Source organism: Paenibacillus sp. ALE3, assembly GCF_054113405.1.
Map to the genome: position 1 here is coordinate 4,611,172 of NZ_CM134214.1, position 21,820 is coordinate 4,632,991.

At 48.3% G+C, this 21,820-nt stretch carries 20 protein-coding genes; 5 read left to right on the plus strand and 15 right to left on the minus strand.

The annotated features are described in order from the left end of the window. Positions 1–23: 23 nt before the first annotated feature. Positions 24–794, minus strand: coding sequence for an SDR family NAD(P)-dependent oxidoreductase (locus ACXHJ2_RS20500; protein ID WP_016819514.1), 771 nt, complete (start codon positions 792–794; stop codon positions 24–26). Positions 795–799: 5 nt separating this feature from the next. Further along, positions 800–1,261: an S-ribosylhomocysteine lyase gene (locus ACXHJ2_RS20505; RefSeq protein WP_013369209.1), complete on the minus strand. Its 462-nt coding sequence runs from the start codon at positions 1,259–1,261 to the stop codon at positions 800–802. 277 nt (positions 1,262–1,538) lie between these two features. On the opposite strand from ACXHJ2_RS20505, the gene ACXHJ2_RS20510 reads away from it, so the two are divergent. Continuing rightward, positions 1,539–2,339: a GTP pyrophosphokinase gene (locus ACXHJ2_RS20510; protein ID WP_102163370.1), complete on the plus strand. Its 801-nt coding sequence runs from the start codon at positions 1,539–1,541 to the stop codon at positions 2,337–2,339. 159 nt (positions 2,340–2,498) lie between these two features. Here ACXHJ2_RS20510 and thrS read toward each other — a convergent pair whose 3' ends face one another. Then, positions 2,499–4,412, minus strand: coding sequence for a threonine--tRNA ligase (gene thrS, locus ACXHJ2_RS20515; RefSeq protein ID WP_137077749.1), 1,914 nt, complete (start codon positions 4,410–4,412; stop codon positions 2,499–2,501). A gap of 373 nt (positions 4,413–4,785) precedes the next feature. Here thrS and ACXHJ2_RS20520 point away from each other — a divergent pair, with 373 nt between their 5' ends. Continuing rightward, entirely contained in the window at positions 4,786–5,382 is a 597-nt protein-coding gene (locus ACXHJ2_RS20520; protein ID WP_457874328.1) for a DUF3995 domain-containing protein, read from the plus strand. A 14-nt stretch (positions 5,383–5,396) separates the two neighbouring features. Here ACXHJ2_RS20520 and ACXHJ2_RS20525 read toward each other — a convergent pair whose 3' ends face one another. Then, positions 5,397–6,620 carry an MFS transporter gene (locus ACXHJ2_RS20525; RefSeq protein ID WP_165083524.1) on the minus strand — a complete coding sequence of 408 codons (1,224 nt, stop codon included), beginning with the start codon at positions 6,618–6,620 and terminating at the stop codon, positions 5,397–5,399. Positions 6,621–6,808: 188 nt separating this feature from the next. Between ACXHJ2_RS20525 and ACXHJ2_RS20530 the strand changes: the two genes are divergently transcribed. Next, entirely contained in the window at positions 6,809–7,387 is a 579-nt protein-coding gene (locus tag ACXHJ2_RS20530; RefSeq protein WP_165083522.1) for a TetR/AcrR family transcriptional regulator, read from the plus strand. Positions 7,388–7,506: 119 nt separating this feature from the next. Here the strand turns inward: ACXHJ2_RS20530 and ACXHJ2_RS20535 are convergent, their stop codons facing one another. Then, a complete protein-coding gene (locus tag ACXHJ2_RS20535; protein ID WP_025675684.1) occupies positions 7,507–7,929 on the minus strand; it encodes a MarR family winged helix-turn-helix transcriptional regulator in 423 nt (140 codons plus the stop codon). A 164-nt stretch (positions 7,930–8,093) separates the two neighbouring features. On the opposite strand from ACXHJ2_RS20535, the gene ACXHJ2_RS20540 reads away from it, so the two are divergent. Then, complete coding sequence (locus ACXHJ2_RS20540) at positions 8,094–9,563, plus strand: MFS transporter (protein ID WP_165083543.1); 1,470 nt, start codon at positions 8,094–8,096, stop codon at positions 9,561–9,563. 7 nt (positions 9,564–9,570) lie between these two features. Here the strand turns inward: ACXHJ2_RS20540 and ACXHJ2_RS20545 are convergent, their stop codons facing one another. The 9 genes from ACXHJ2_RS20545 to ACXHJ2_RS20585 all read right to left on the minus strand — a co-directional run bounded on the left by ACXHJ2_RS20545 (position 9,571) and on the right by ACXHJ2_RS20585 (position 19,795). Further along, entirely contained in the window at positions 9,571–10,647 is a 1,077-nt protein-coding gene (locus ACXHJ2_RS20545) for a Gfo/Idh/MocA family protein (protein WP_165083520.1), read from the minus strand. A gap of 237 nt (positions 10,648–10,884) precedes the next feature. After that, a complete protein-coding gene (locus ACXHJ2_RS20550; RefSeq protein WP_016819503.1) occupies positions 10,885–11,298 on the minus strand; it encodes a DUF350 domain-containing protein in 414 nt (137 codons plus the stop codon). A gap of 71 nt (positions 11,299–11,369) precedes the next feature. Next, positions 11,370–12,803 (minus strand): glutathionylspermidine synthase family protein, encoded by a 1,434-nt coding sequence (locus tag ACXHJ2_RS20555; protein ID WP_165083518.1) that lies wholly within the window; start codon positions 12,801–12,803, stop codon positions 11,370–11,372. Position 12,804: 1 nt separating this feature from the next. Beyond that, positions 12,805–13,143: a hypothetical protein gene (locus ACXHJ2_RS20560; protein ID WP_165083541.1), complete on the minus strand. Its 339-nt coding sequence runs from the start codon at positions 13,141–13,143 to the stop codon at positions 12,805–12,807. Next, positions 13,143–13,436 (minus strand): hypothetical protein, encoded by a 294-nt coding sequence (locus ACXHJ2_RS20565; RefSeq protein ID WP_235329958.1) that lies wholly within the window; start codon positions 13,434–13,436, stop codon positions 13,143–13,145. Before ACXHJ2_RS20565 ends, ACXHJ2_RS20560 begins: the two co-directional genes overlap by 1 nt. A 352-nt stretch (positions 13,437–13,788) precedes the next feature. Continuing rightward, positions 13,789–14,694, minus strand: a complete 906-nt coding sequence (locus ACXHJ2_RS20570; protein ID WP_013369192.1) for a M15 family metallopeptidase — start codon at positions 14,692–14,694, stop codon at positions 13,789–13,791. Between the two features lie 151 nt (positions 14,695–14,845). Next, on the minus strand, positions 14,846–15,571 hold the full coding sequence (locus tag ACXHJ2_RS20575; protein WP_165083516.1) for a phosphoribosylglycinamide synthetase: 726 nt from the start codon (positions 15,569–15,571) through the stop codon (positions 14,846–14,848). A gap of 20 nt (positions 15,572–15,591) precedes the next feature. Then, complete coding sequence (locus tag ACXHJ2_RS20580; protein WP_165083514.1) at positions 15,592–18,717, minus strand: DEAD/DEAH box helicase; 3,126 nt, start codon at positions 18,715–18,717, stop codon at positions 15,592–15,594. A 145-nt stretch (positions 18,718–18,862) separates the two neighbouring features. Further along, entirely contained in the window at positions 18,863–19,795 is a 933-nt protein-coding gene (locus tag ACXHJ2_RS20585) for a helix-turn-helix transcriptional regulator (protein ID WP_165083512.1), read from the minus strand. A gap of 103 nt (positions 19,796–19,898) precedes the next feature. Between ACXHJ2_RS20585 and ACXHJ2_RS20590 the strand changes: the two genes are divergently transcribed. Then, on the plus strand, positions 19,899–20,438 hold the full coding sequence (locus tag ACXHJ2_RS20590) for a dihydrofolate reductase family protein (RefSeq protein WP_040102242.1): 540 nt from the start codon (positions 19,899–19,901) through the stop codon (positions 20,436–20,438). 83 nt (positions 20,439–20,521) lie between these two features. Here ACXHJ2_RS20590 and ACXHJ2_RS20595 read toward each other — a convergent pair whose 3' ends face one another. Further along, positions 20,522–21,817 carry an ABC transporter substrate-binding protein gene (locus tag ACXHJ2_RS20595; protein ID WP_165083510.1) on the minus strand — a complete coding sequence of 432 codons (1,296 nt, stop codon included), beginning with the start codon at positions 21,815–21,817 and terminating at the stop codon, positions 20,522–20,524. Between the last annotated feature and the right edge of the window lie 3 nt (positions 21,818–21,820).

Consider the following 21,820-nt stretch of genomic DNA (forward strand, 5'->3'; position numbering starts at 1 on the left):
TTCCCCCAGATCATGCTAGTATGCTAGTGCATCGTCATTCCACCTGTAACATTAATCGCTTGTCCTGTCATATATGCGGAGAGCGGACTTGCCAAAAACAGCACCACATTGGCGACATCCTCTACCTCGGCGGTTCTCCCCAATGGTACCTGCGAACAATCTTCTTCATATATCTCCTGGGCGGTCATTCCGCGAATGACGCCCCCTTCAATCCGCTCACGATGCTTCATCGGCGTTTCTACGATACCTGGACAAACCGCATTCACCAAAATTTGATGCGGAGCAAGCTCAATGGCCATCACCTTGGTCAAGCCGAGAACCGCATGTTTGGATGCACAATATCCGCCCATAGCCCGATATCCATTTTTTCCAGCCTGTGAAGCAATTTGGATAATTCGCCCCGGTTTACGCGCATCCACCATTTCCTTGGCAAACCGTTTGGACGCTACATACAGCCCGGTTGAATTGATTGAAAATACTTTCTCCCAATCAGCCAACTCACTATCAATGACATAATCCATCGTAGAAGTACCTGCGCAGTTCACCAATATGTCAGGAACTCCCGTTTCGCTGATTAGCAGATTGCACCATCTTTCGATATCATCCGGCTTGGATATGTCCAATTGAGTTTCAACCAACTGTGAATTGATCACTCTATACGGCTCTTCATATGAAATATCAGCAGAAATCACCTTAGCTCCACTTTGAATAAAAAGCTCTACAATCCCCTTGCCTATACCCGACTTACCGCCTGTCACTACTGCTGTCTGATGAGATAGGTCTATTGAAATCATAGATTTTAAAATACTCTTTTGAAAGGATCGCGGCTAATGCCAGCCTCCAACACAATCTTCACATATTCCTGCGCGGAGAAAAGAGAATGGTCCTTATAGTTCCCGCATTCCAAAGCAGTAACAGCCGGGACTTCTGTCGTTTCCAGAATTCTCTTCAACGTTTTTTCCAAAGCAAGTGCAATTTCCTCAGGCTCGTGTTCATTCCATAAAATCAAGTAGAATCCCGTTCTGCAGCCCATTGGAGAAATATCAATAATTCCCTTGATTTCGTCTCTCAGATACGTCGCCAATAAATGCTCCAGCGTATGTACAGCAGCTGTTGGCAGTGCGTCCTCATTCGGTTGCAGAAATCTCAAGTCATACTTTTGTACCGTGCTTCCTTTTTCATCATGCTCTACTCCCGCTGCTCTGACATAAGGAGCCTTTACAATCGTGTGGTCTAATTGGAAGCTTTCTACTTTTGCCATTTTTCTCATCCTCATTTTCTGTAATTTTTATTTTTAGTCTAATGACGACTACTCAACATTTGTGCTATTTTTTTAAAAATTTAATGCTTTAAATCAGCATTTTTGCAATTATACATCGGATTACTCGGTTTTACCACTATAATTATTATTTTATTTCTCATTTCTTTGTCCGTCTCTCCTTTGCCTGTACGTTTTGACATAGTGTACAATATATACGGTAATCCATCTTTACGAAATAGATCGAGGACATCGTAAGCCTCATTTAGGAGAATGCTCTGTGAATGAACCGGATTGGAAGCACTTGAATGCTGTCCCTTTGCCCTTGCAGGAATTTCAGCTACAGCTGGACCAGAACAGTGTGGACGCCAAGCAACTAGAGGAGTGGAAAAAAATCCCCGTCCTTTATCAACTAGCTCTGGAGGAATTAAAGAACAAAATTAAGCTGATCCAGACGGAATGGAAGCTGATAGATGGTTTTAGCCCGATTGAGCACATTAAAACCCGGATCAAAGAACCCCACAGCATTGTGGAAAAAGTTCGGCGCAAAGGGCATGAGGTCACCCTGGACAATATATTGCGTGAAATTCATGATATCGCAGGCATGCGCGTGGTATGTGCTTTTGTCAAAGATATCTATCGTCTGATGGATCACCTCCGCACACGGGAAGACATTCGCATACTGGAGGTCAAGGACTATATTGCCCATCCTAAGCCCAACGGCTATCAGAGCCTACATGTTATTGTGGAAATTCCACTGATTCTGTTTGAGGGCACACGCTGGATTAAGGTCGAAATTCAATTGCGCACATTGGCTATGGATTTCTGGGCCAGTATGGAGCATATTTTGTACTATAAGTTTGATAAGAAAGTGCCCGAACATGTCGTTAACGGATTGACCGAAGCTGCACGTGCAACCTACGAACTGGATCAGAAAATGCTCAAGCTGCGCGGGGAAATTTTATCGCTTAGCGAGGAACAGAATGTGGAAGAGTCTCCAGGGAAACGAGCTGAAGAGTCAGCTTTGAAGGCACTTTCCCTCCCTGCAGATCACGCCACTTCTCGGTCGCAGACGTGCTAGGCATACAGCCACAGGATAACTAAATCATTCATTCTAGGCTGTTCCCCCTCGTGCTGGAGCTTAGGAACTTATGTATGATGTATAAATAAAGAGCCGTCAACACCACTATGATCATGGTTTTGACGGCTCTTTTACACTTTTTTTCAATCAAATCAAATATTACTGCTTCTCATGAATCTCTGTGCTGATTTTCTCAACGATGTCCGCAATGCTGAATGACCCCAGATCGCCTTCACCCCGTTTGCGCACGGCTACAGTACCGGTTGTTTTTTCATTTTCCCCGATAACGAACATGTATGGAACCTTCTCCAATTGCGCTTCACGGATTTTATAACCGAGCTTCTCATTCCGAGTATCCACTTCGACGCGCAGACCCGCTTTCAGCAACGCTTCCTGCACCTCATTGGCAGTCTCAATATAGTTCTCGGATACAGGCAACAGCTTCGCATGAACAGGAGCCAACCACAATGGGAATGCACCTGTAAAATGCTCAGTCAGGATGCCCATGAAGCGGTCAATTGAACCGTAGATGGCACGGTGAATAACGACCGGACGGTGCTTCTGGTTATCCTCGCCCACATAAGTGAGGTCGAATTTTTCAGGCATTTGGAAGTCCAATTGGATCGTACCGCACTGCCAGCTGCGTTTGAGCGCATCGAGAATGTGGAAGTCAATTTTCGGACCGTAAAATGCTCCATCTCCCGCATTAATACGGTAGTTGATGCCCAGGTGATCCAGCACGTTTTGCAGAGCTTGTTCCGCTTGATCCCACAGCGCTGGCTCGCCCATAAAGTCATCTGGACGTGTGGACAATTCCACTGTGAAGTCAAAGCCAAACACACTATACATTTCGTTAATCAGCTTGATTACGTCCGTAATCTCTTTTTCAATCTGACCTGGTGTAACGAAAATATGCGCATCATCCTGACAGAATGTACGAACACGCATCATACCGTTCAGCGCGCCGGACAGCTCATGACGATGCACTTGTCCAAATTCGGATATACGAATCGGCAGATCGCGGTAAGAATGAAGTTCATTTTTAAATACAAGCATATGCCCCGGGCAGTTCATCGGTTTCAGAGCAAATGTAGTTTCATCTACTTCGGAGAAGTACATGTTTTCCTTGTAATGCTCATAGTGTCCCGATTGTTCCCACAGACGGTTGTTCATCATCAGCGGTGTACGTACTTCCTCATAGCCATGCAGACGTTGAATGTCACGGGAATAATCTTCCAACGCAGTACGCACAACCATACCTTTAGGCAGGTAGAACGGCATACCAGGTGCTTCTTCGGAGAACATGAACAGCTCCAGCTCTTTACCCAGCTTGCGATGGTCGCGTTTTTTTGCTTCCTCCAGCAAGTGCAAATGCTCATCCAGTTGTGCTTTTTTAGGGAATGCTGTTCCGTAGATACGTTGCAGCATCTTGTTGTTGGAATCGCCTCTCCAGTATGCACCCGCTACACTTAACAGTTTGAAAGCCTTGATACGGCCAGTGGACGGCAGATGCGGGCCACGACACAGGTCAAAAAATTCGCCTTGATCATAAATCGTAATTTCCGCTTCTTCTGGCAAATCACGGATCAGTTCCAGCTTCAATGGATCTTCCAGTTCACCAAAAATACGAGTTGCTTCCTCACGGCTAACCACACGACGTGTAATCGGCAGATTTTCCTGCGTGATCTTCGCCATTTCCTTTTCGATCTTCGCCAGATCGTCAACGGACAGTGGGTTTTCGATATCAATGTCATAATAGAAGCCGCTGTCGATGACTGGACCAATACCCAGCTTCACATTTTTCTCACCGTAAATGCGTTTGAGCGCCTGGGCCAGCAAATGCGCTGTGCTGTGACGGTAAATTTCCAGACCATCTGCACTGTCCAGCGTAACAATTTCAAGGTCAACGTTCTGATCCAAAACGGTGTTCAGATCGACAGCCTTCCCGTTCACTTTACCTGCTACTGCATTCTTTTTCAGCCCGGAGCTGATCGAACCCGCCACGTCGGCGATAGTTACGCCCTGCTCGTACTCACGTACGGCTCCATCCGGCAATTTCACTTGAATACTCACGATTAAAGCCTCCATTTCAAATTGTGTGCTATATCAAAATTGAACGCAAAAAAACGCCTCTCTCCCTCAAGGGACGAGTGCGTTCAGCTCGTGGTTCCACCCTAGTTCGGCCCGCTACTGTACATACATTCATGTTCATCAAAACATGCTCATGCACGACCTGCGTGGCCCTCCATTGGTATCCGTTAACGGGGATAAATCGGTGGGCGCTTACTGATGTCACTGCCAGCTTGCACAGTTGCACGTTCAACGTCACAGCTACAAAGGGGTAACTTCACATGCGGTTGCCGGAAAAGCTCTCAGCCTCGTCTTTTCTCTCTGAACGGCCCTTCAAGGAAATCATGTCTTTGGTCAATGCCTTGAATATTACTATATGCTACAGCATTATAGATCAAATTTGCAGGTATTTCAAGTGGACGTTTATGTAAGTTTACAGAAGAACAATGTTATTGCCGCGTCCATCATTCATGCGGCAGCAGATGAACGGATCAGAGAGGTGTTAACCCAGATGTTCGGCAAGACAAAACGGGGAGATTTCATGTTTTATCTGCGCAAGCTGTCATTGAAGGATGATAGTTACCGTGCCTTACTCGATGAAGTTGAACAGATGAGAATGGAGTTTATGAAAGAGCTTTTAATCCAGAAGGGAATGCAGCAAACAGATTTGCTCTTTAAACCCTCCAAAATAGGGACATCAATTGTTGCCTTTTTACTAGCTTTAGCCGCTTGGTTCGTCCTGCAGCTAGGGGGAGTTGCACCAATTCAGTTTTTCCATTTCTTCTATTTCTACGGTGCAGGCTTGTTGTCATGTTTATTTATTTTACGTTCTATAGGAGATTTCAAATGGGTAGGGTTCTTCAAGAGAAAAAAAGGAACGGTTTTTGCAAAATGCGATACTGTGCTCTATTCGCCCCTTTGTTTTCTCTTGGGAACAGCCATTTTAATGATCATGCTTTTACGTACGGCATAGCTCAAAGCTGATCTTTACCCGATTTGTTTCTTTCGTACGTCTCCACCAGTTTCTTTCTCAGTGAAATAGTACAGTAAAGCCAGCACAGGCAAAATGACTCCAATCAGAGCGCTGAAATTCCAACCACCCAACGCATAAGACCAACCACCTAATGATGATCCAATCGCTCCACCTATGAAAAAGATAGACATGAATAATCCATTCAGACGCCCTCTCGCTTCACTTCCCAGGGAGTAAATGACACGCTGTCCAAGCACCAGGTTTCCCGATACAGCCATATCCAGTGTAATCGCTGAAACAAAGAGAAGGATGAGCGCAGCCGTCGAATGACTTTGGAAAATATAGATGACCAAAAAGGACAAGGCGGCAATGACCATAGCTAGCCCGGTTAAACCTTTGCTCCAACCTTTATCAGCCAATCTCCCGGCAATCGGAGCTGCTATTGCGCCCCCTACACCTACTAGAGCAAACAGTGCAATTCCTTGCTGGGACATGCCGAAATCATCCGCCAAGCGTAGAGGAACAACCGTCCAAAACAGGCTGAAAGCACCAAATAGGCAGGCTTGATATAAGGCACGGCGGCGCAATACAGGCGTTTGTTTGAAAAGAGTACCTAGCGAGAGAATCAGTTTACTGTAAGATACCGTAGGTACAGGCTTGCGCTCTGGAAGAGCCCGCGAGAGAAGAATCGTCAACAATGTCAGAACGATGGCTGACATAATAAATACGGCTTGCCATCCCCAAATGCTGGTTATGAAGCTTGCCAATGGACGTGCGAACATAATGCCTAGCAGGAGTCCACTCATGACATTCCCGACAACCCGGCCGCGCTGTTCTTCGGATGCTAAATAGGTAGCGTACGGTACTAGTATTTGGGCTACTACAGATCCAACTCCAATGAACAAGGATGCGGTCAGGAACGACGTGGCATTGGGGGCAAAGGCAGCAACAAGCAATGCACAGACTGTAATGATGAGCGATACGACCATGAGCCGTCGATTTTCAATAATGTCGCTAATGGGTACGATAAACAGCAGGCCCACAACATAACCGATTTGAGTTAAAGTGACAATGAAGCCCGCTGTTGTGGAAGAAAGACCCATCGCTACATGAATAGGTCCTACCAGGGTTTGAGCATAGTAAAGGTTGGCAACAATAAGGCCGCATGCCGCTGCCAACAGAAACATCATCCAATTTGAAATACGGTTACCTTCTACGGCTTGTTGTTCTCTTTGCATGATAATCCTCCTCAATAATTTAAATACTGAACGTATAGTTCTTTAATTCGATAATCAAATAATATACTGAACGTTTCGTTTTGTAAATAGGCAAATTCAACTTTTTATTCTTACCTGATATTTGATATACTGAACGTATAGTTTATTTTAATGTTTTCTTATATCTATGTAAGAAGGTGAGCATTCCAGTGCAGAGTAAAAGAGGACGTCCGCGTAATGTCGAGTCGCAAAAATCTATCCTTACCGCCTCTTATGATCTACTGTTGGAGCAAGGATTTGGGGCTGTTACGGTAGAAAAAATTGCTGAGCGAGCAAAAGTGAGCAAAGCCACCATATATAAATGGTGGCCTAACAAAGCTGCCGTAGTGATGGATGGTTTCCTGTCAGCTACCATGGCAAGATTGCCCGTGCCCGACACGGGTCGTGTATTGGACGATATTCTCATTCATGCTACGAATTTAGTGCGGTTCTTAATAAGTCGAGAAGGTAAAATCATTACGGAGTTAATTGGTGAAGGGCAACTTGATGCAGGGTTGTCAGAGGCATACCGAACCCGGTATTTTCATCCACGGCGACTTGAAGCCCGGCATCTTATTGAGCGGGGAATTGAGCGCGGGGAATTGAGGGAGCATCTGGATGTTGAATTATGTATCGATCTCATTTATGGGCCGGTTTTTTATCGATTGCTGGTAACCGGTTATCCATTAGACGATGCCTATGTACGACAATTAGTCATGAATGCGTTCGAAGGGATTAGCTTGGACTGAATTGCGAATGCCATATAGCGGGGCTGGCAGCCACCACAGAGTATTCTCCGTGGTGGCTGCTTATTTCTTTTTTCCTTTTTCTTTTACCCGTCGATCCTCTATGCTAACTCCTGCTTTATTTATTCGTCAGGATCTATACTAATCTTTTGCAGTAAGTCGATCAGAAGGTCCTCTTCCTCTTCGGATAAATTGTGGACAAGACCGGCATTGAGCTCGTCCAGTATTGCTTGTAGGACAGGAGCGAATTCTAATGCCTTGGCCGTGGGAGACACAAGTTGAGAACGACGATCATTCGGATCCGTTTTACGTTCAATGTAGCCTGATTCCTCTAATTGTTTTACAGAGCGTGCCGTGGTTGCCTTATCAAATTTAAGTTCATTCGTCAGCTGCTCCTGTGTAATACCTGGCCGCTGCAAAATAATCTTTAAAAAACTGTGTTGCCCCCCACTGCCGATTCCGTAAGGAGCCAGTTTTTTGGACAGTATTTTTTGATTTCGACGGTACAGGTGGGAAATTAGCTTTCCAATCGGTTTTTTCCTCATTAAATACACCTCATTGGCTTGAAAATGGCAATCCCCAGCTGGGACCAAAACAAAGTTTACAATAATATTGTTGCGCACGCAACTAATTTGCTGTAAACTAGAACCGTTCATTTAGTTGCGTATGCAACTAAAGAGGAACTGTCAACGATAAAGAGGTGTTAATGATGAATTCAACTGCTACAACTGCTGCAACCTATCAAGAGAATATCGAAGTTCAGAAGAAACGTTGGATGATTTTGATTGTTTTAAATCTGTTTACGTTTATGTCCACCTTGGATGGAAGTATTGTTAATATTGCTCTTCCTGTGTTGTCTCGCACGTTACATTTACCTGTGGCACAGATTGAATGGGTGACAACCGCCTATTTAATGGCGATATGTACCGCTATTTTATTTTTTGGCAAGCTAGGGGATATGGTCGGTAAAATCAAAATATTCAAAATCGGCACCATCATATTCATTCTTGGCTCCCTATTGTGCGGTCTTAGCTCTTCACTCTCCCTATTGCTGATTTCGCGCATCATTCAGGCAATTGGAGCATCCATGACCATGGCGAACAGCCAAGGGATCGTAACAGATATCTTCCCGTCTACTGAACGGGGCAAAGCGCTTGGCCTCATCGGAACCTTCGTTTCTTTGGGTAGTATCGCCGGGCCGAGCTTGGGCGGTATTATTGTCTCCTCGCTGGGTTGGCAATACATTTTCTGGGTCAATGTACCGATAGGCCTGATCGCTGTCTTTCTGGGCTGGAGGCTTCTGCCTAAGGATCTGATCAAGGTGAAGGATAAGATCGACATTCCTGGCAGCCTGGTGTTTGCTATTTTTATTCTCACTTTATTCGTCGGATTGTTGCTGGGACAGCAGGTCGGGTATGGAGACCCACGTATTAATGCTTCGCTGGTGGTGGCCGTAGTTGCTTTTGCCATATTCATTTGGTTGGAATTGCGTCGTCCACAGCCGCTGTTACAGCTCGCTCTATTCAAAAATCCGTTGTTTTCACTCAGTATTTTGTGTGCTTTTCTGGTGTTTGTCGCTAACTTCTGCTTTAACATCATTTCGCCTTTCTATGCACAGAATATGCTGAACTTGTCGCCTTTTTATGCCGGATTTCTGCTGATGTTGTTCCCCATCTCTATGGTTATTGTGGCCCCGCTCAGCGGCGCGCTTTCCGATAAAATCGGGTCTGAACTACTCACCTTCGCCGGGCTGGTGGTTATGGTCGTTGCCCAAATCGGATTAGCGGAGCTGCATGCAGGTAGCTCCATCCCGCTCGTCGGTCTGTGGATTGCCATGCTGGGTATTGGCAGTGGTTTATTCCAATCGCCGAACAATTCGCTGATTATGTCCAAGGTACCCCGTACACAGCTTGGCTCAGCCGGAAGTGTTAATTCACTGGTGCGCAACGTCGGGATGGTTGTAGGGATCACGCTGGCCACAACCATTCTCTTTAATGTTATGAGTAAAGAGGCTGGTTATCGAGTCACCGGATTGGTTCCGGGTCACCCTGAAATTTTTCTGGAAGGAATGCATGTAGTCTTTATGACGTCTGCCTCCATCTGTCTTGTGTCGGCATTGTTAACAGGCTGGAGGCTGATCGGAGCTAAACGGGCAAGAACGCAGCAAGAAAAGAGATAGAGCCTCCTTACACTTCTACTAAACGTCCGTTCTCTCTCCAGGATTGCAGTATTTTCTCAAGTACCCACTGATTGTTGTATCCGTCATCGAACAACGGGGCTCGATCCACGAACTCCCCCCTTGCCAGCTTAACAAAATCGCCATCGGCTGTATGATTATAGATTGGTGGAACAGCCCAAGTCTCGTATTCGGCATCCGGGTGTTCTAGGTCACGCAACACAATGCGAATACTTTCCGGATTATTGAGACTTGCGTGCAGCGTACCGAGTTCGCCGTAGATATCCACTTCGATATCGTGACGTTTGCCGATGGCATTTTTGTGAGTGATGAAGGTACCCACAGTATTATCGCCAACGATGCCATGAAAGGCGGCGAGATCTTCCACATCCACTTTTACAGGCAGACCCGTGACCGGATCGGGCCGCTCAGGTGTAATGATATGTAGCAGCGCCGCGACGCTTTTAAATTCACCAATCAGAAAACGGGCCAGATCAATAATATGTGAGGCCGTATCCCCCACTACTCCAGAGCCAGCCTTGGCTAAATTGTGTCGCCATGTATACGGATGCTGACGATACGGTGAAAATGCATCCATTAGATAACGAAATTGAATATTATAGATTTTGCCCAGCTTGTGCTCATCCAGCAGTTGCTTGGTATATTGGAAGGCCGCGCCGTAGCGATGCTTGTAGTGAACCAGCAAAGGCACCGGATTCGCGGTATACAGCTTTTTCAACTGACCTGCCTCCGACCACGTTAGTGTCAATGGTTTCTCTGCCAGTACAGCTTTGTGTTCTTCCAGCGCAATCCGAATAATGTCAAAATGCACATCATTGGGTGTCAGCGACAGAATCGCATCTACCTCTGGGTCACGGATCAATGCTTCATAATGGGAGTACCGCTTGGAGGCAGGCAGTTGCAATTGCTCTCCGATGGCTTGAAGGCGGTTCGCATTTACATCACTAACGGCCACAATCGATACCCCCGACATGCTGTGTAATGATCTGATGTGATATTCAGCGATCAGGCCCAAGCCGATGATACCCATCCGAATGGGTAGGGTTGGGGAGGTAGAGGTACTCATATGTTCAGAATTCCCTTCTCTACAATTTGGTTTGATATCTGGAGCACATTCCTTTTTGCTATGCAGTATCACCCGTACCTTTGTAGAATAGTCCCCATCAGAAGTGATCATCGTAAGTTTTACTTCCACAGACAGATAGCAGACAGTGAATACAATTCCCCATAAAAAAAGGATCTGCAGCTCCGTTGTCCGGTTTTGCAGATCCTTTATGCTTCTTCTTTATATCGACTACATCGACTACATCAAAAATGTACCTACGACAAAAGATACCCCGATGATGATTGAGCGCAACAGCTGTGCCAGAGCTACATTGCCTTTGGCAATTTCCTCGCACACCTTGGTGCGCGGCGTCACCAGATCAAAAATCACATACACCAGACACAGCACTACAATGCCCACGGCCGACCAGGTCAGCATATCGAGCCATGAATGGCTGCTATACGATACCATTCCCACGATGATACACAGACCTAGCAGCTTTGCACCCATATAGATGCCTGCCGCTTCATTGCCGCGTGCGATTTCCTGATTATCGTTATAACGTGTCAGCAAGCTGAACACAAAATAACCTACGATTAAGATGGCAAACAAGATAAGCAGGCCGATACCTACATTACCCAATGCGTTGCCCAAACTGATATGAGAGTCCAATTTTTTTCCTCCTTATGATACTTGTGAATAGGAACGGATCTGTTCGAATATTTTACATTTTACAATTCAGCTTATACAGCGGGTGGATTAGAAGGTTCGTTGGCAACGGCGGCAGCGCAATAGTAGGCCATATCGCCTGTTACCTTTTCGCCGATTCGCGGCAGAACCCCCGCAAAACGCCCCCCGATCACGAATATACCTGTCAGTACGTAGCCGTGAAATAGCCCTTCCTCAGTCTGCACCTCTGCGCTCTGCATGGGCCACAGCCGCTGATAAATCTTAGGCTGTCCCTCGTAATAAGCGGCAATATGTGCGGCTTCCTCCTGTTCAGGTGTTAGTGGAGCATCAGCTTGATGATGCAGATCAGGCTGGTCAGCCTTCGCATTTTCATCCACTCCCAAGACACCTTCCAGTCTCTTCTCGGGTTCAGGCTGCTCAATCAAATGCGTGCCTTTACCCTCTCGGCCCCATATGCCTTTGGCGACATAAGGCTCTTTATTTTGCAGAAACACGGATGGCTCAAAATATGTAGGTAGCAGGTAGGTTCGTATCACCTCCAGCTCCCGTTCGTCAAACAAACGAAAACCGCAGAACGCTGGTGTCTGTTCATTGCGCTCGTACAGCGACCATACGGTTGCGGTGAACCCTTTGCTCTGCGTAATGATATGCTGCGGCGGATTGATTAGTCCTATTTTTCCGTCTGCCACCATATCCATTAACGCCTGCCCCACCTCAAGCCCTGTGTCCTCTTCCCGATCTTCAATCAGATATTCCAGCGGATACAGGCGATAGAGGATGTGAATCTGCTCTCCCCGGTGATACAATCCTTCATTCGGGATAATTTCCAGTTCTTCCAATGGCGCATAAACCACTTCAAACCCGGCTTGTTCACATAAACGCATGATATATTTGGTATTCGTCTGATCCTCGATATGCCATTCATAGCAAGTGAAATACACCTTTGTCCCCAAACCCTTACGACTATAAAAATGAATGAGCTCCGTCAAGGCAGACTGAATCGCCTCATCCATTCCTGATGAGGGTCCATGTAGAGCAATGTCATCCCCTGACATTCTCTCACCATGCAGCACTTCCAGCAGCTTTCCTTCGAGATAAGCCACCTCGGGAATCCCGGTCGGGGTATCGGTGTTATTCTCAATGCACTTGATCCCCGCTTCCCCCACAATCCAGTCCTGTCGGGTGATCCCATCCGGCGCGGCTTCCATCCGTGCAGCACGCAGCAAGCCTGGATGAATCCCCAAACGCTCTACCAGATATTCATCCGGCATATAGCGCTGGATAAATTGCTGGACCTTGCGATAAATACGATGTACCGCCTCAGAAGCAGCCTGAAGCTCTGCCAGCTCGCTTTCCCGATACACCGTTAAGGCCGGCACGCAGTAGGACTTGCCGTACATGCGATGATACGGAATCATATGGCTGATTTCACCCTTAAAAAGCTCGTCATGTTCATAAGGTAATTGCCGAATCGTACGCATGCTCATCTTAGCCCCCAGAAAAAAAGCCGCTGCGTGAGCCACTGCTGCCAAAACCACTGTGTGAATTGGAAGATGAGGACGAGCTTTTGCGATAAGAGCTGGAGGAAGAACGGCTGCTATGATATGAGGAGCCTCCACTATAATAGGTCGATCCGCCATAATAATACCCGCTGCTCCCTGAATCCTGACAGGCCGTTTGCTCCGATACAGGGAGCTCGTCGCAGTCATAATACTCGTCGTCACCGCAACCCGTCAGAGCGGCCGGGACAGCCAACATCAGGGCAAAGGCCGCCATCCGTGCACGAGAGCCGGGCTTGGATTTCATGGTTTCCCAAGAATGCTCCATCACAGATCGACCTCCTTCACAAACAAATGCACCTTTTTCAACTGAGGGTCCAATACCGAATATATAAATTCGTATGTTTTGCCACCCAATACCGTATAGTGATCCAATAGCCGTTGGGCTAAGTCTAAGGTAAATACCGAGCCTTCCCGCTGATCCATGCTACGGAACGCAGGCTCATGCCATACCCAGTACAATGCGCTGAATGTGGACGTATAGCCTCCCTCACTGGCTAGCACGAGGTCCGTGATCGACGCGCCGTAAGGCTTTGCACGTTCCCCTGTAAATTCGGTCACATAGACGGAATGATCCGTATGCTCCTCACTTTCATTCGAGGTATGCGCCCATAGTTTGTCATGGAGACGCGTTGCGTCTACAAGCTTGCGCAGAAACAGCTCATCTCCCGATACGGATTCCCGTGTCAGGCTGCGCAGTTCCTTTTGAGTGTCTTCTGACCATTCGCGATACGTTAATGAATAATAAATGATGATTCCCTTCCCTTCCTGTACGCTTCTGTCATGAGGTTTACTATAAATTCAAGCTTCTGTCGTCGTTCACTATACGAGATTCTACCTTGAAAAGGTTCAATTTGGAAGAAGAATACGACAAAAAGCCGCAATCCCCAGGATTACGGCTTGGTTGCAGCGCCTATAGCTTGATATTGTTTTCGTCGAAATATTCCTCCAGCGTCAACCCTTGCTTGGCTACATCCTCTGCAATGTCTACTCCCACATAACGGATATGCCAAGGCTCGTACACATAGCCGGTCACATCTTCCTTACCCTGCATATAACGAATAATAAATCCGTATTCCGGTGCATGTTGTTCCAGCCATTGACCTTCCTTGGAAGCTCCGAACGATTGCTCCAGCACATTGCCTACGCTGGGGCTGGATACGTCAATGGACAATCCCGTCTGATGCTCGCTCGTACCCGGTACAGCGCTGACTTTAGAGGCATATTCCTGCCCCTTTGTCTTTACATTGTTGTCGAAAATAGACACCTGACGCTTATAGGAACGGTATCCCGATACCGCACGTAGCTCAATGCCGTCCTTTTTCGCACCGTCGAACAGCTTCTCCAGTGCCTCTGCCGCTTCCTTACGCAAATGCCGCTTCTCATGCGGTCCCTCAAAGGAAAAAGGCACCTGCGGCTCTACCAGATCATCCGGGACGTAGCCCACAGGCAAGCTGCGCTTTTTGTTCACAACGACTGTATCCGAAGTCGCATTGGTGACAACCGCAGTTCCATCCTCTTCCTTAACTGTGGCCTGCAGTGCACTTTGGCTTCGCAACGCCATCACAGGATCAGCCTGTCCACTTCCTGTATCCGCAGAGGCTTGTCCAGCGCTAGTACTGCCATTCCCCGCATCCGTCTGGGTGGAAGGCTGTACATTCTCCTGTACCGTTGTGGATGATTTTAATGGCTCACTTTCCTGTCCACCTGATCCTCCTTGCTGGCAAGCTGCCAGCAATAGCCCTGGCAAGATCAGCCCCGGAATGAGCGCTTTGGTCCATCGCTGAGATGTGCGCGTCTGTTGTATATGTCGTTTCATGCTGGTATCTCCTCCAATATTGCAATTGATACATGACTTGCAGTGACTTTTCCGTTCCCTCATTGTAACTGAACTTTGGGCACTCTTCGAAGCCGTTATCCTATCCAATGAGGGTGAACAGACTCGAAAAAGAAAGCATATACCCGAATTATTACGGATTATGACGTTTTTGCGGGATTGCAGCCTGGGCTCGCTCGGCTACCCGTTCACGTATGAGTTTCAATGCTTCTTCGGCACGGGGTAACCCTGGCAGCAAGGACGTAATATCGGTCTCCTTTTTGGAAGCAAGTTTCTGCGGTAGGCGGATTTCAATGGCATGAAAGCCTGCTCCGGGACGATGTAACGCTCCTTCAGCTGCAGATTCTGCAATCCACTCGCTAATCGCTGCCGTTCCGCTGCGTCCGCCCTCCGCGCGTGAGGTAGGCTCAAGCGCGGGGGATGTTCTCTGCATATGGGATAACTCTCCAGCCCAAGCACTAAACACGTATTCCAGCAGCTCTTCCTGCGTCATTCCGATCAACGCCGGACAGTGTTGTGGCTCGTTTTCCAGTCCGGCCTGAAGAGCTTTCTTCACGTCTTCGACTGCACCCAGCCCATTCTCTCTGCTGGAGATGGCGGTCTCAGCTGCGAGTTGAACAATCTCATCCAGCGACAGGCAAGCTTCCCCTTTCAGAAGACGGTAGATGTCCAAAGGCTCCGCTTTTAACTGCTCCAGCCATGCCCCTCGCTGTTCCAGGTTCAGTACAGGCACTGGGCCAGTCCATTGAACGGGATGTGCGAAAGGTACACCCGTCGATTTACCTTCTGGCCCATTGCCGTCTAATTCCACGATCCATCGACCGTCAGTTACTTTCAGCTTCACTTGCGATCTCGTCATCGCCTTCATCCTTTCTCTGCTCACTCGATCCATACGTCATTTTGCAACGCAATCAGACCACGCAGTTCATCATCAGACATTTCGGTGAGCCAATGTTCTCCAGAGCCGACAACCTGCTCGGAAAGGGCCTTTTTGCTCTCGATCAGCTCGTCGATTCTTTCCTCCAGTGTCCCCTGACAAATCAGCTTGTGCACTTGTACATTGCGACTTTGGCCAATACGGAATACTCGGTCTGTCGCCTGATTTTCCACCGCAGGATTCCACCAGCGATCATAGTGAATGACATGGCTGGCACGCGTCAGGTTCAGACCCACGCCACCTGCACGCAAGGAAAGTACGAATATATTCGGCCCTTTTCCCTGCTGGAAGTTGTGAACCATTTCGTCCCGTCTGGTTTTCGCCAGTCCTCCATGCAGGAAATATGGCTCTTCTCCCAAAATCTTGGCCAAACGGGATACCAGCAGTTCTCCCATCGACACATATTGGGTGAAAATCAGCGCCGATTCATCGTTCTCGCGAATGGTTTCTACCAATTCCAGCAGTCGCTCCATTTTACCCGAGTTTTCGGTTTTACTGCTGTCAGCACGTCCTGGGATGATCAAACCCGGATGGTCACAGATTTGCTTCAACTTGGTCAGCGATGACAGAACAAGCCCCTTGCGGGCCATACCGACCTGCCCATCCAATGTTCCCAATAATTGATCCACCACACCGCGGTATAATCCGGCCTGCTCTGGTGTCAGTACACAATAGGACTTCAACTCCAGCTTCTCTGGCAAATCCTTGCGAATATCCGGATCGCTTTTGAGCCGACGCAGCATGAACGGGGAGACGAGACGATGAAGCTCACGCAACACGGACCCCCGCTCCTCTCCTGCCAGACTGTACCGCTGGCGGAATGAAGATGCCGTACCGAGGTACCCTGGATTCAGAAATTGAAAAATAGACCACAGCTCGCTTAGCCGATTCTCTACCGGCGTGCCCGTCATGGCAATTCGATGCGGGGCGGACAACTTCATGACGCTTTGTGCCTGCTTAGTGCGTGCATTTTTTATATATTGCGCCTCATCCAACACAATGGAAGACCAGTAGACCGCAGATAAATCGCTGCCGTCCCGGCCCGCCAAATGATAGGTAGTGAGGACGATATCATACTCTCGTACATTTTCCTGAAACAGCTCACCGTGGAGTCGCTGGTTGCCATGGTGAATATAAAGCGACAAATCCGGTGAAAAACGCTTCAATTCCCGCTGCCAGTTGCCAAGCAAAGACGTCGGACAGATAATTAACGCCGGACGCTGATCATCTGCGCCGATGCCACCATCGAGCAAACAGGTAATAACCTGAATCGTTTTACCCAGCCCCATGTCGTCGGCAAGACACACACCAAAGCCCAATCCGCGCATCGCAGCCAGCCATTGAAAGCCACGCTCTTGATACGGCCGTAGTGCACCATGCAGCGTCTCCGGCACAGGCCGCGGCTCTACGGAACGGAGTACCCCGCCCTCAGCCAACGAGGCAAGCAATCCGGCGGATTCCGCGCCAAAGATGGACAAGCCCTTCCACGAGGCCTCGCCTGCACTTTCATTTTCCGCAGCCAAATGCATCCATTCAGACAAGCTCATTTCACCGTTTTCTCCGCGCTTGATAAAACGCAGCACCTGACGAATTTCCTTGGGATCTACCTCAATCCATTCCCCTCCGAGACGTACATAAGGCAAATTGGCCGCGACGATGCTTGCCAATTCCTCCATCGTCAAGGTCGTATCCCCCAGCACAGCCTCGGCATCAAACGAAATCATGCGGTTAATGCCAACCGACGATGTATCGGCGATCACACCATCTGGCTTGGCACCCTGCTCTGTCGAGCGCATTTTAAGCCGCAAGCCTGCACGTCTTCGCCCCTCCCGGCTCCAGCGTGAAGGCATTTGCACAGTGATACCATTCTTTTGTAAAGAAGGTACGGCTTCCGTCAGGAAGCGGAAGAACATCTCCGGCTCCAGGGTCAGTCCCTCGGGATAAGGGCGGTTTAATGCTTCCTGCAATATAGGTGCCGCTTCAGCCGCCTGTCCGAGCCTCGTCAGCAGTTGCGCCTGTACTTGACGGTACACAATTTCACCGCGAACCAGATCACGTTCCGGATATGCCCACAATGCCAAAGCAGGCAGTCGTAATCCGGGCTCAGCATCGCTTTCTGCCCAAAAGGTAATGCGCCATTCCTGGATACTCTCTTCCAAAGAAGGCTCCAAACGAAGGCACAGACGCAATTGCCCTTCAACGGGTTCCTTGGCTTCCCGTTCCGTTATAGGCATCGTGCTTCCCTTAAGAGAGGACGCCTGAAGCACCAGCTCCTCCATCTCAGCAGGCGTTCCCTGAATCGCAACCTGACGCGAACCTGTCAACAGACTGTTCCACCACAGCTCCGCCAGTGGTGATCCTCCGCGCCGATAATCTGCCCGATATCGTCCCAATTCACGATCTGACGCAGCCAGCACCGCGGTCGTTTCTGCATGAACGACCGCACACAAGAAGGAATACAGCACCATTCCAGCTGCATCCTCACGTGTTTCTGGCTCCTTGCCCGCAAAAACGGCCGGAGCTGCCATACAAACAGCCGGCATCGCAGCTGCCAGCTCATGAAAGCGGCGGATGTCCTCCTCTTCGCGAAGCCGAGGAATCCACACCCCTACCGCCGCATCCGGGCCGCGCCGTCGCGGTCCAGATGGACGCGCCTCTGTAAGTGATGGCACGATTTCGCCCCGCTGCATCAGCTCCAGCGCAAAATAAGCAGCCTTTTGCCAATATTGCATTTCCTCGCCAAGCGTAATGCCCGATGCCGCACAGCCCTTCTCGTCCATGCGAGTCAGCAGAGTCATCGTCTCGCGGGGTTCCAGTGCCAGACCCTCCAGCGTACGCCCCAGCATGGAACGTCTCTTGCCACCTCTGCCTGCGGTTTCCACGCGAGCATTGTTAGGTATCCGCACCTCGGCAAGACGCAACGCAGCCTGCCGAAACGGCCGAAGGTCTCCCTTTAGCGTCAGCCTGCGGATTACACTGCTCCACGCATCAATACGTGGTTCCGACGTCTCACCAGAAAAGCAAAAAAACACATCTCCGAGCCATATTCCATAAAGCGGTTGATTCATATCTGTCTCCCGTCCAGCCTTTTGAATTATTACTCTTCATCATATACGAAAACGGGCTCATTTCAAAACTTTATCACAAAAATAAATGGAAAGTCATACGTTAATAACCTTAAATATTCATGTGATTAACTATAAGCACTGCCTCTTATTCTTCATCATCCTTCAGATAAGGATTCAGGCTGTCTTGCAGCAATTTCCTGACCAGCATACGCAGTTCTTGCGGATATACGACCTCGGCTTCTGGCCCATACTTTAACAAAAGTCTGGATACATACCTAAACTCTTCAACGGGGATATGTCCGTGCCATTCCTGACCCAGGCCTTCCTGATGGGAGACATTGTGGAAGAGGGTATCTGATTCGGCCAACCTAGCACCCAATGCGGTAAATTTTATTTTGGACGGAATTCCTACACGGGAATCCTCTGAAGCCAACCATGCTTGAAGGGTGGGGAGGCTGTCCAAGGTTTCATCTAGTATCGTGATGGTGATCACCCGATCTGAACGGTACAGAATGATGCGGTCTTTGTTATGCGCTGGCATATACCAATATCCGTGATCAAAATAAAGCCCAATCGGATATACCTGGGTCCACTTTGCCCCGGAAGCGGAGCGGTAGTGCATGTTCACCCTGCGCTTGTTTAGTGCAGCCTCCAAAATGAGCGAGGTGTAGGGTGAGTCTGCGTGAGTAGGTATCATACGAAAAGAAATGTAATCCTTTAATTGGTCAATGCTGTCCTGTACATCCTGGGGAAGCTCGGCATAATAATGCTCGGACAAATGTCCACGAACCGATCCAAAAGGGATATCCGGAATGTCTTCCAGCAGTTGCAGCATGAGAAAAAGACCCAGTGCCTCGTCGCGCGCAAGATGAAGGGGAGGAAGAAGCCGATTGGGAAGTGCCCGGTATCCGCCATGAGGGCCCGTCTCGGTATACAGGGGCAACCCGGTTTGCTGCAGATAATCGAGATCTCTTTGTATCGTTCTGACGGAGACGCCAAAGCGTTCGGCCAACTCACGCGCCGTATATTTTTTTCGGGAATCCAGTATCCTCATAAGAGCAATTCTGCGTTCGTTCATAAGGTACTCCTCTAATCAAAAATAAAGTTTAGACGATCATTTAACTACGACAAAGTATGTCATAAATAGATTGTAACATAGAGATAAAAAGGAGTGATGAACGATGAAGGATTTGAAATCAAATGAAGTAGTGCTGTATATCGCCATGAGTCTCGACGGGTATATTGCGTTGCCTGACGGGTCGGTGGACTGGCTGTATGATGTCAAAGGAGATGGCGGGGACAATGGATACGCTGATTTTTACGATACTGTAAGTACAGTGCTGATGGGCAGGCTGACGTATGAGGAAGTGTTAAAGCTTTCGGATGATTTTCCTTATGCCGGAAAGCCGTGTTATGTACTCACCCGGTCATTGACGGAGCAACAGCAGGCACCACATGTTACATTTACGGACGAGGCTTTGTCTGAACTGGTTCCGCGTCTACAAAAACAATCGGAAGGTTTGGTATGGTTAGTAGGTGGGGGTCAGTTAGTTCAGGCCTTCATGCAGGCTGGGCTACTGGAAAAGGCGATCATTGCGATCATTCCCAAAGTACTGGGACAAGGAATACCCTTATTCCCAGAAGGAACGCTGCCAAGTACTTTTGAACTCCAAGAAATCGAACGCCGCGGGGATATTGTTCTACTTCATTATCATTTATAATTATGTTCACAAAAAAACCTTCGTATGCTCAGGATCATGCAATCTCCCTGACATACGAAGGCTCTACTGCGTATTTCATTTCATTATTTGGTCTTTAAATTATCCCATGTTCTCTGGAAATCCTCGAACAGCTTCCCGGCATCCGATTTACCTGCCACATAGGCTTGCATCTGACTTCCGAATTCTTGCTGTGCTCCTTCAGGATAACGGCTAAAGAACCAGCCCAGCAGTTTATTTTCCTGACTATATTTCACTACTTCGGCACCCAGTTGACCCATATCGGCCTCGTCGCCTTTGATGCTCTTGAACGCCGGAATGAACTTAAACTCCTTGGTGATATACTTTTTCCCCTGCTCGGATGTCACTATCCAGTTTAAGAACTCTTTGGCCTCAGCTTTGACAGACGAATTTTTATTAACCACCCAGTTATTGGCAACCCCTACAAACAGCTTATCTCCGGCTGTTGCGTCTTCACCAATCGGCATAGGCAGGATACCCAGATTCAGCTTCGGATTAATTCCGTCAATTTGGACCTGAGTCCAGTTCCCTTGCTGCATCATGGCAGCTTTGCCAGTGGCAAAGTTCGTTACCTGCGTATTGTAATCAGTCGTGAGTGGCTTCGAATTGCCATACTTGAGCGTCAGATCGAGCAGCTTAATCCATTCGGCGAATACAGCATTGCCTGGAATTTTGGCTGTACCATCATTCAGTCCCTTGACGAAGGCCGAGGGGTCTGGCTGATTGGCAAATGCCACGTTCAGCAAATGATTACCCAGCACCCAAAACTCCTGGTATCCATTGGAAAAAGGTGTGATCCCTGCGGCTTGCAGCTTTTGCGCAGCAGCCTCCAGCTCGGATAGTGTTTTAGGAGGCTCGGTGATTCCAGCCTTTTTGAACAAATCCTTATTGTAAATAAAGCCGTACCCTTCCAGATTCATCGGCTGACCGTACAGTTTGCCTTCCTTGGTCATCGGTTCTTTGGCGACATCGACCACATCACCAACCCAAGGCTGGTCGGACAGGTCCTCCAAATATTCCAGCCACGTATCCAGCTCACGATAACCGCCGACGTTAAAAACATCCGGCTGTTCGCCAGAGGCAAACTTGGCCTTCAACGCCGCCCCATAGTCACTACCCCCACCTACGGTCTGAATGTCGAGCTTAATCCCCGGGTGAGTCGCTTCATACTCCCCCTTCATGCGATTTAGTGCTTCTGCAATCTCTACTTTAAACTGAAAAATGTGAATGGTTTTCTCCTTAACTTCCTCATTGCTTGCATCTTGCCCCCCACTGCTGTTACATCCCGCCAAAACCAGAGCAAAAGCTGCAAAAAGCAAAATCAGTGCTTGGGCTTTCTTCTTAAAAGTATGCGTTTTCATTTT

Excerpts from the sequence above, each read along its gene's own strand:
- ACXHJ2_RS20500 (WP_016819514.1), bottom strand. The coding sequence starts at position 794 with ATGATTTCAATAGACCTATCTCATCAGACAGCAGTAGTGACAGGCGGT.
- ACXHJ2_RS20505 (WP_013369209.1), bottom strand. The coding sequence starts at position 1,261 with ATGGCAAAAGTAGAAAGCTTCCAATTAGACCACACGATTGTAAAGGCT.
- ACXHJ2_RS20520 (WP_457874328.1), top strand. The coding sequence starts at position 4,786 with ATGCTACAGCATTATAGATCAAATTTGCAGGTATTTCAAGTGGACGTT.
- ACXHJ2_RS20525 (WP_165083524.1), bottom strand. The coding sequence starts at position 6,620 with ATGCAAAGAGAACAACAAGCCGTAGAAGGTAACCGTATTTCAAATTGG.
- ACXHJ2_RS20535 (WP_025675684.1), bottom strand. The coding sequence starts at position 7,929 with ATGAGGAAAAAACCGATTGGAAAGCTAATTTCCCACCTGTACCGTCGA.
- ACXHJ2_RS20540 (WP_165083543.1), top strand. The coding sequence starts at position 8,094 with ATGAATTCAACTGCTACAACTGCTGCAACCTATCAAGAGAATATCGAA.
- ACXHJ2_RS20545 (WP_165083520.1), bottom strand. The coding sequence starts at position 10,647 with ATGAGTACCTCTACCTCCCCAACCCTACCCATTCGGATGGGTATCATC.
- ACXHJ2_RS20555 (WP_165083518.1), bottom strand. The coding sequence starts at position 12,803 with ATGAGCATGCGTACGATTCGGCAATTACCTTATGAACATGACGAGCTT.
- ACXHJ2_RS20560 (WP_165083541.1), bottom strand. The coding sequence starts at position 13,143 with ATGGAGCATTCTTGGGAAACCATGAAATCCAAGCCCGGCTCTCGTGCA.
- ACXHJ2_RS20570 (WP_013369192.1), bottom strand. The coding sequence starts at position 14,694 with ATGAAACGACATATACAACAGACGCGCACATCTCAGCGATGGACCAAA.
- ACXHJ2_RS20575 (WP_165083516.1), bottom strand. The coding sequence starts at position 15,571 with ATGACGAGATCGCAAGTGAAGCTGAAAGTAACTGACGGTCGATGGATC.
- ACXHJ2_RS20580 (WP_165083514.1), bottom strand. The coding sequence starts at position 18,717 with ATGAATCAACCGCTTTATGGAATATGGCTCGGAGATGTGTTTTTTTGC.
- ACXHJ2_RS20585 (WP_165083512.1), bottom strand. The coding sequence starts at position 19,795 with ATGAACGAACGCAGAATTGCTCTTATGAGGATACTGGATTCCCGAAAA.
- ACXHJ2_RS20590 (WP_040102242.1), top strand. The coding sequence starts at position 19,899 with ATGAAGGATTTGAAATCAAATGAAGTAGTGCTGTATATCGCCATGAGT.
- ACXHJ2_RS20595 (WP_165083510.1), bottom strand. The coding sequence starts at position 21,817 with ATGAAAACGCATACTTTTAAGAAGAAAGCCCAAGCACTGATTTTGCTT.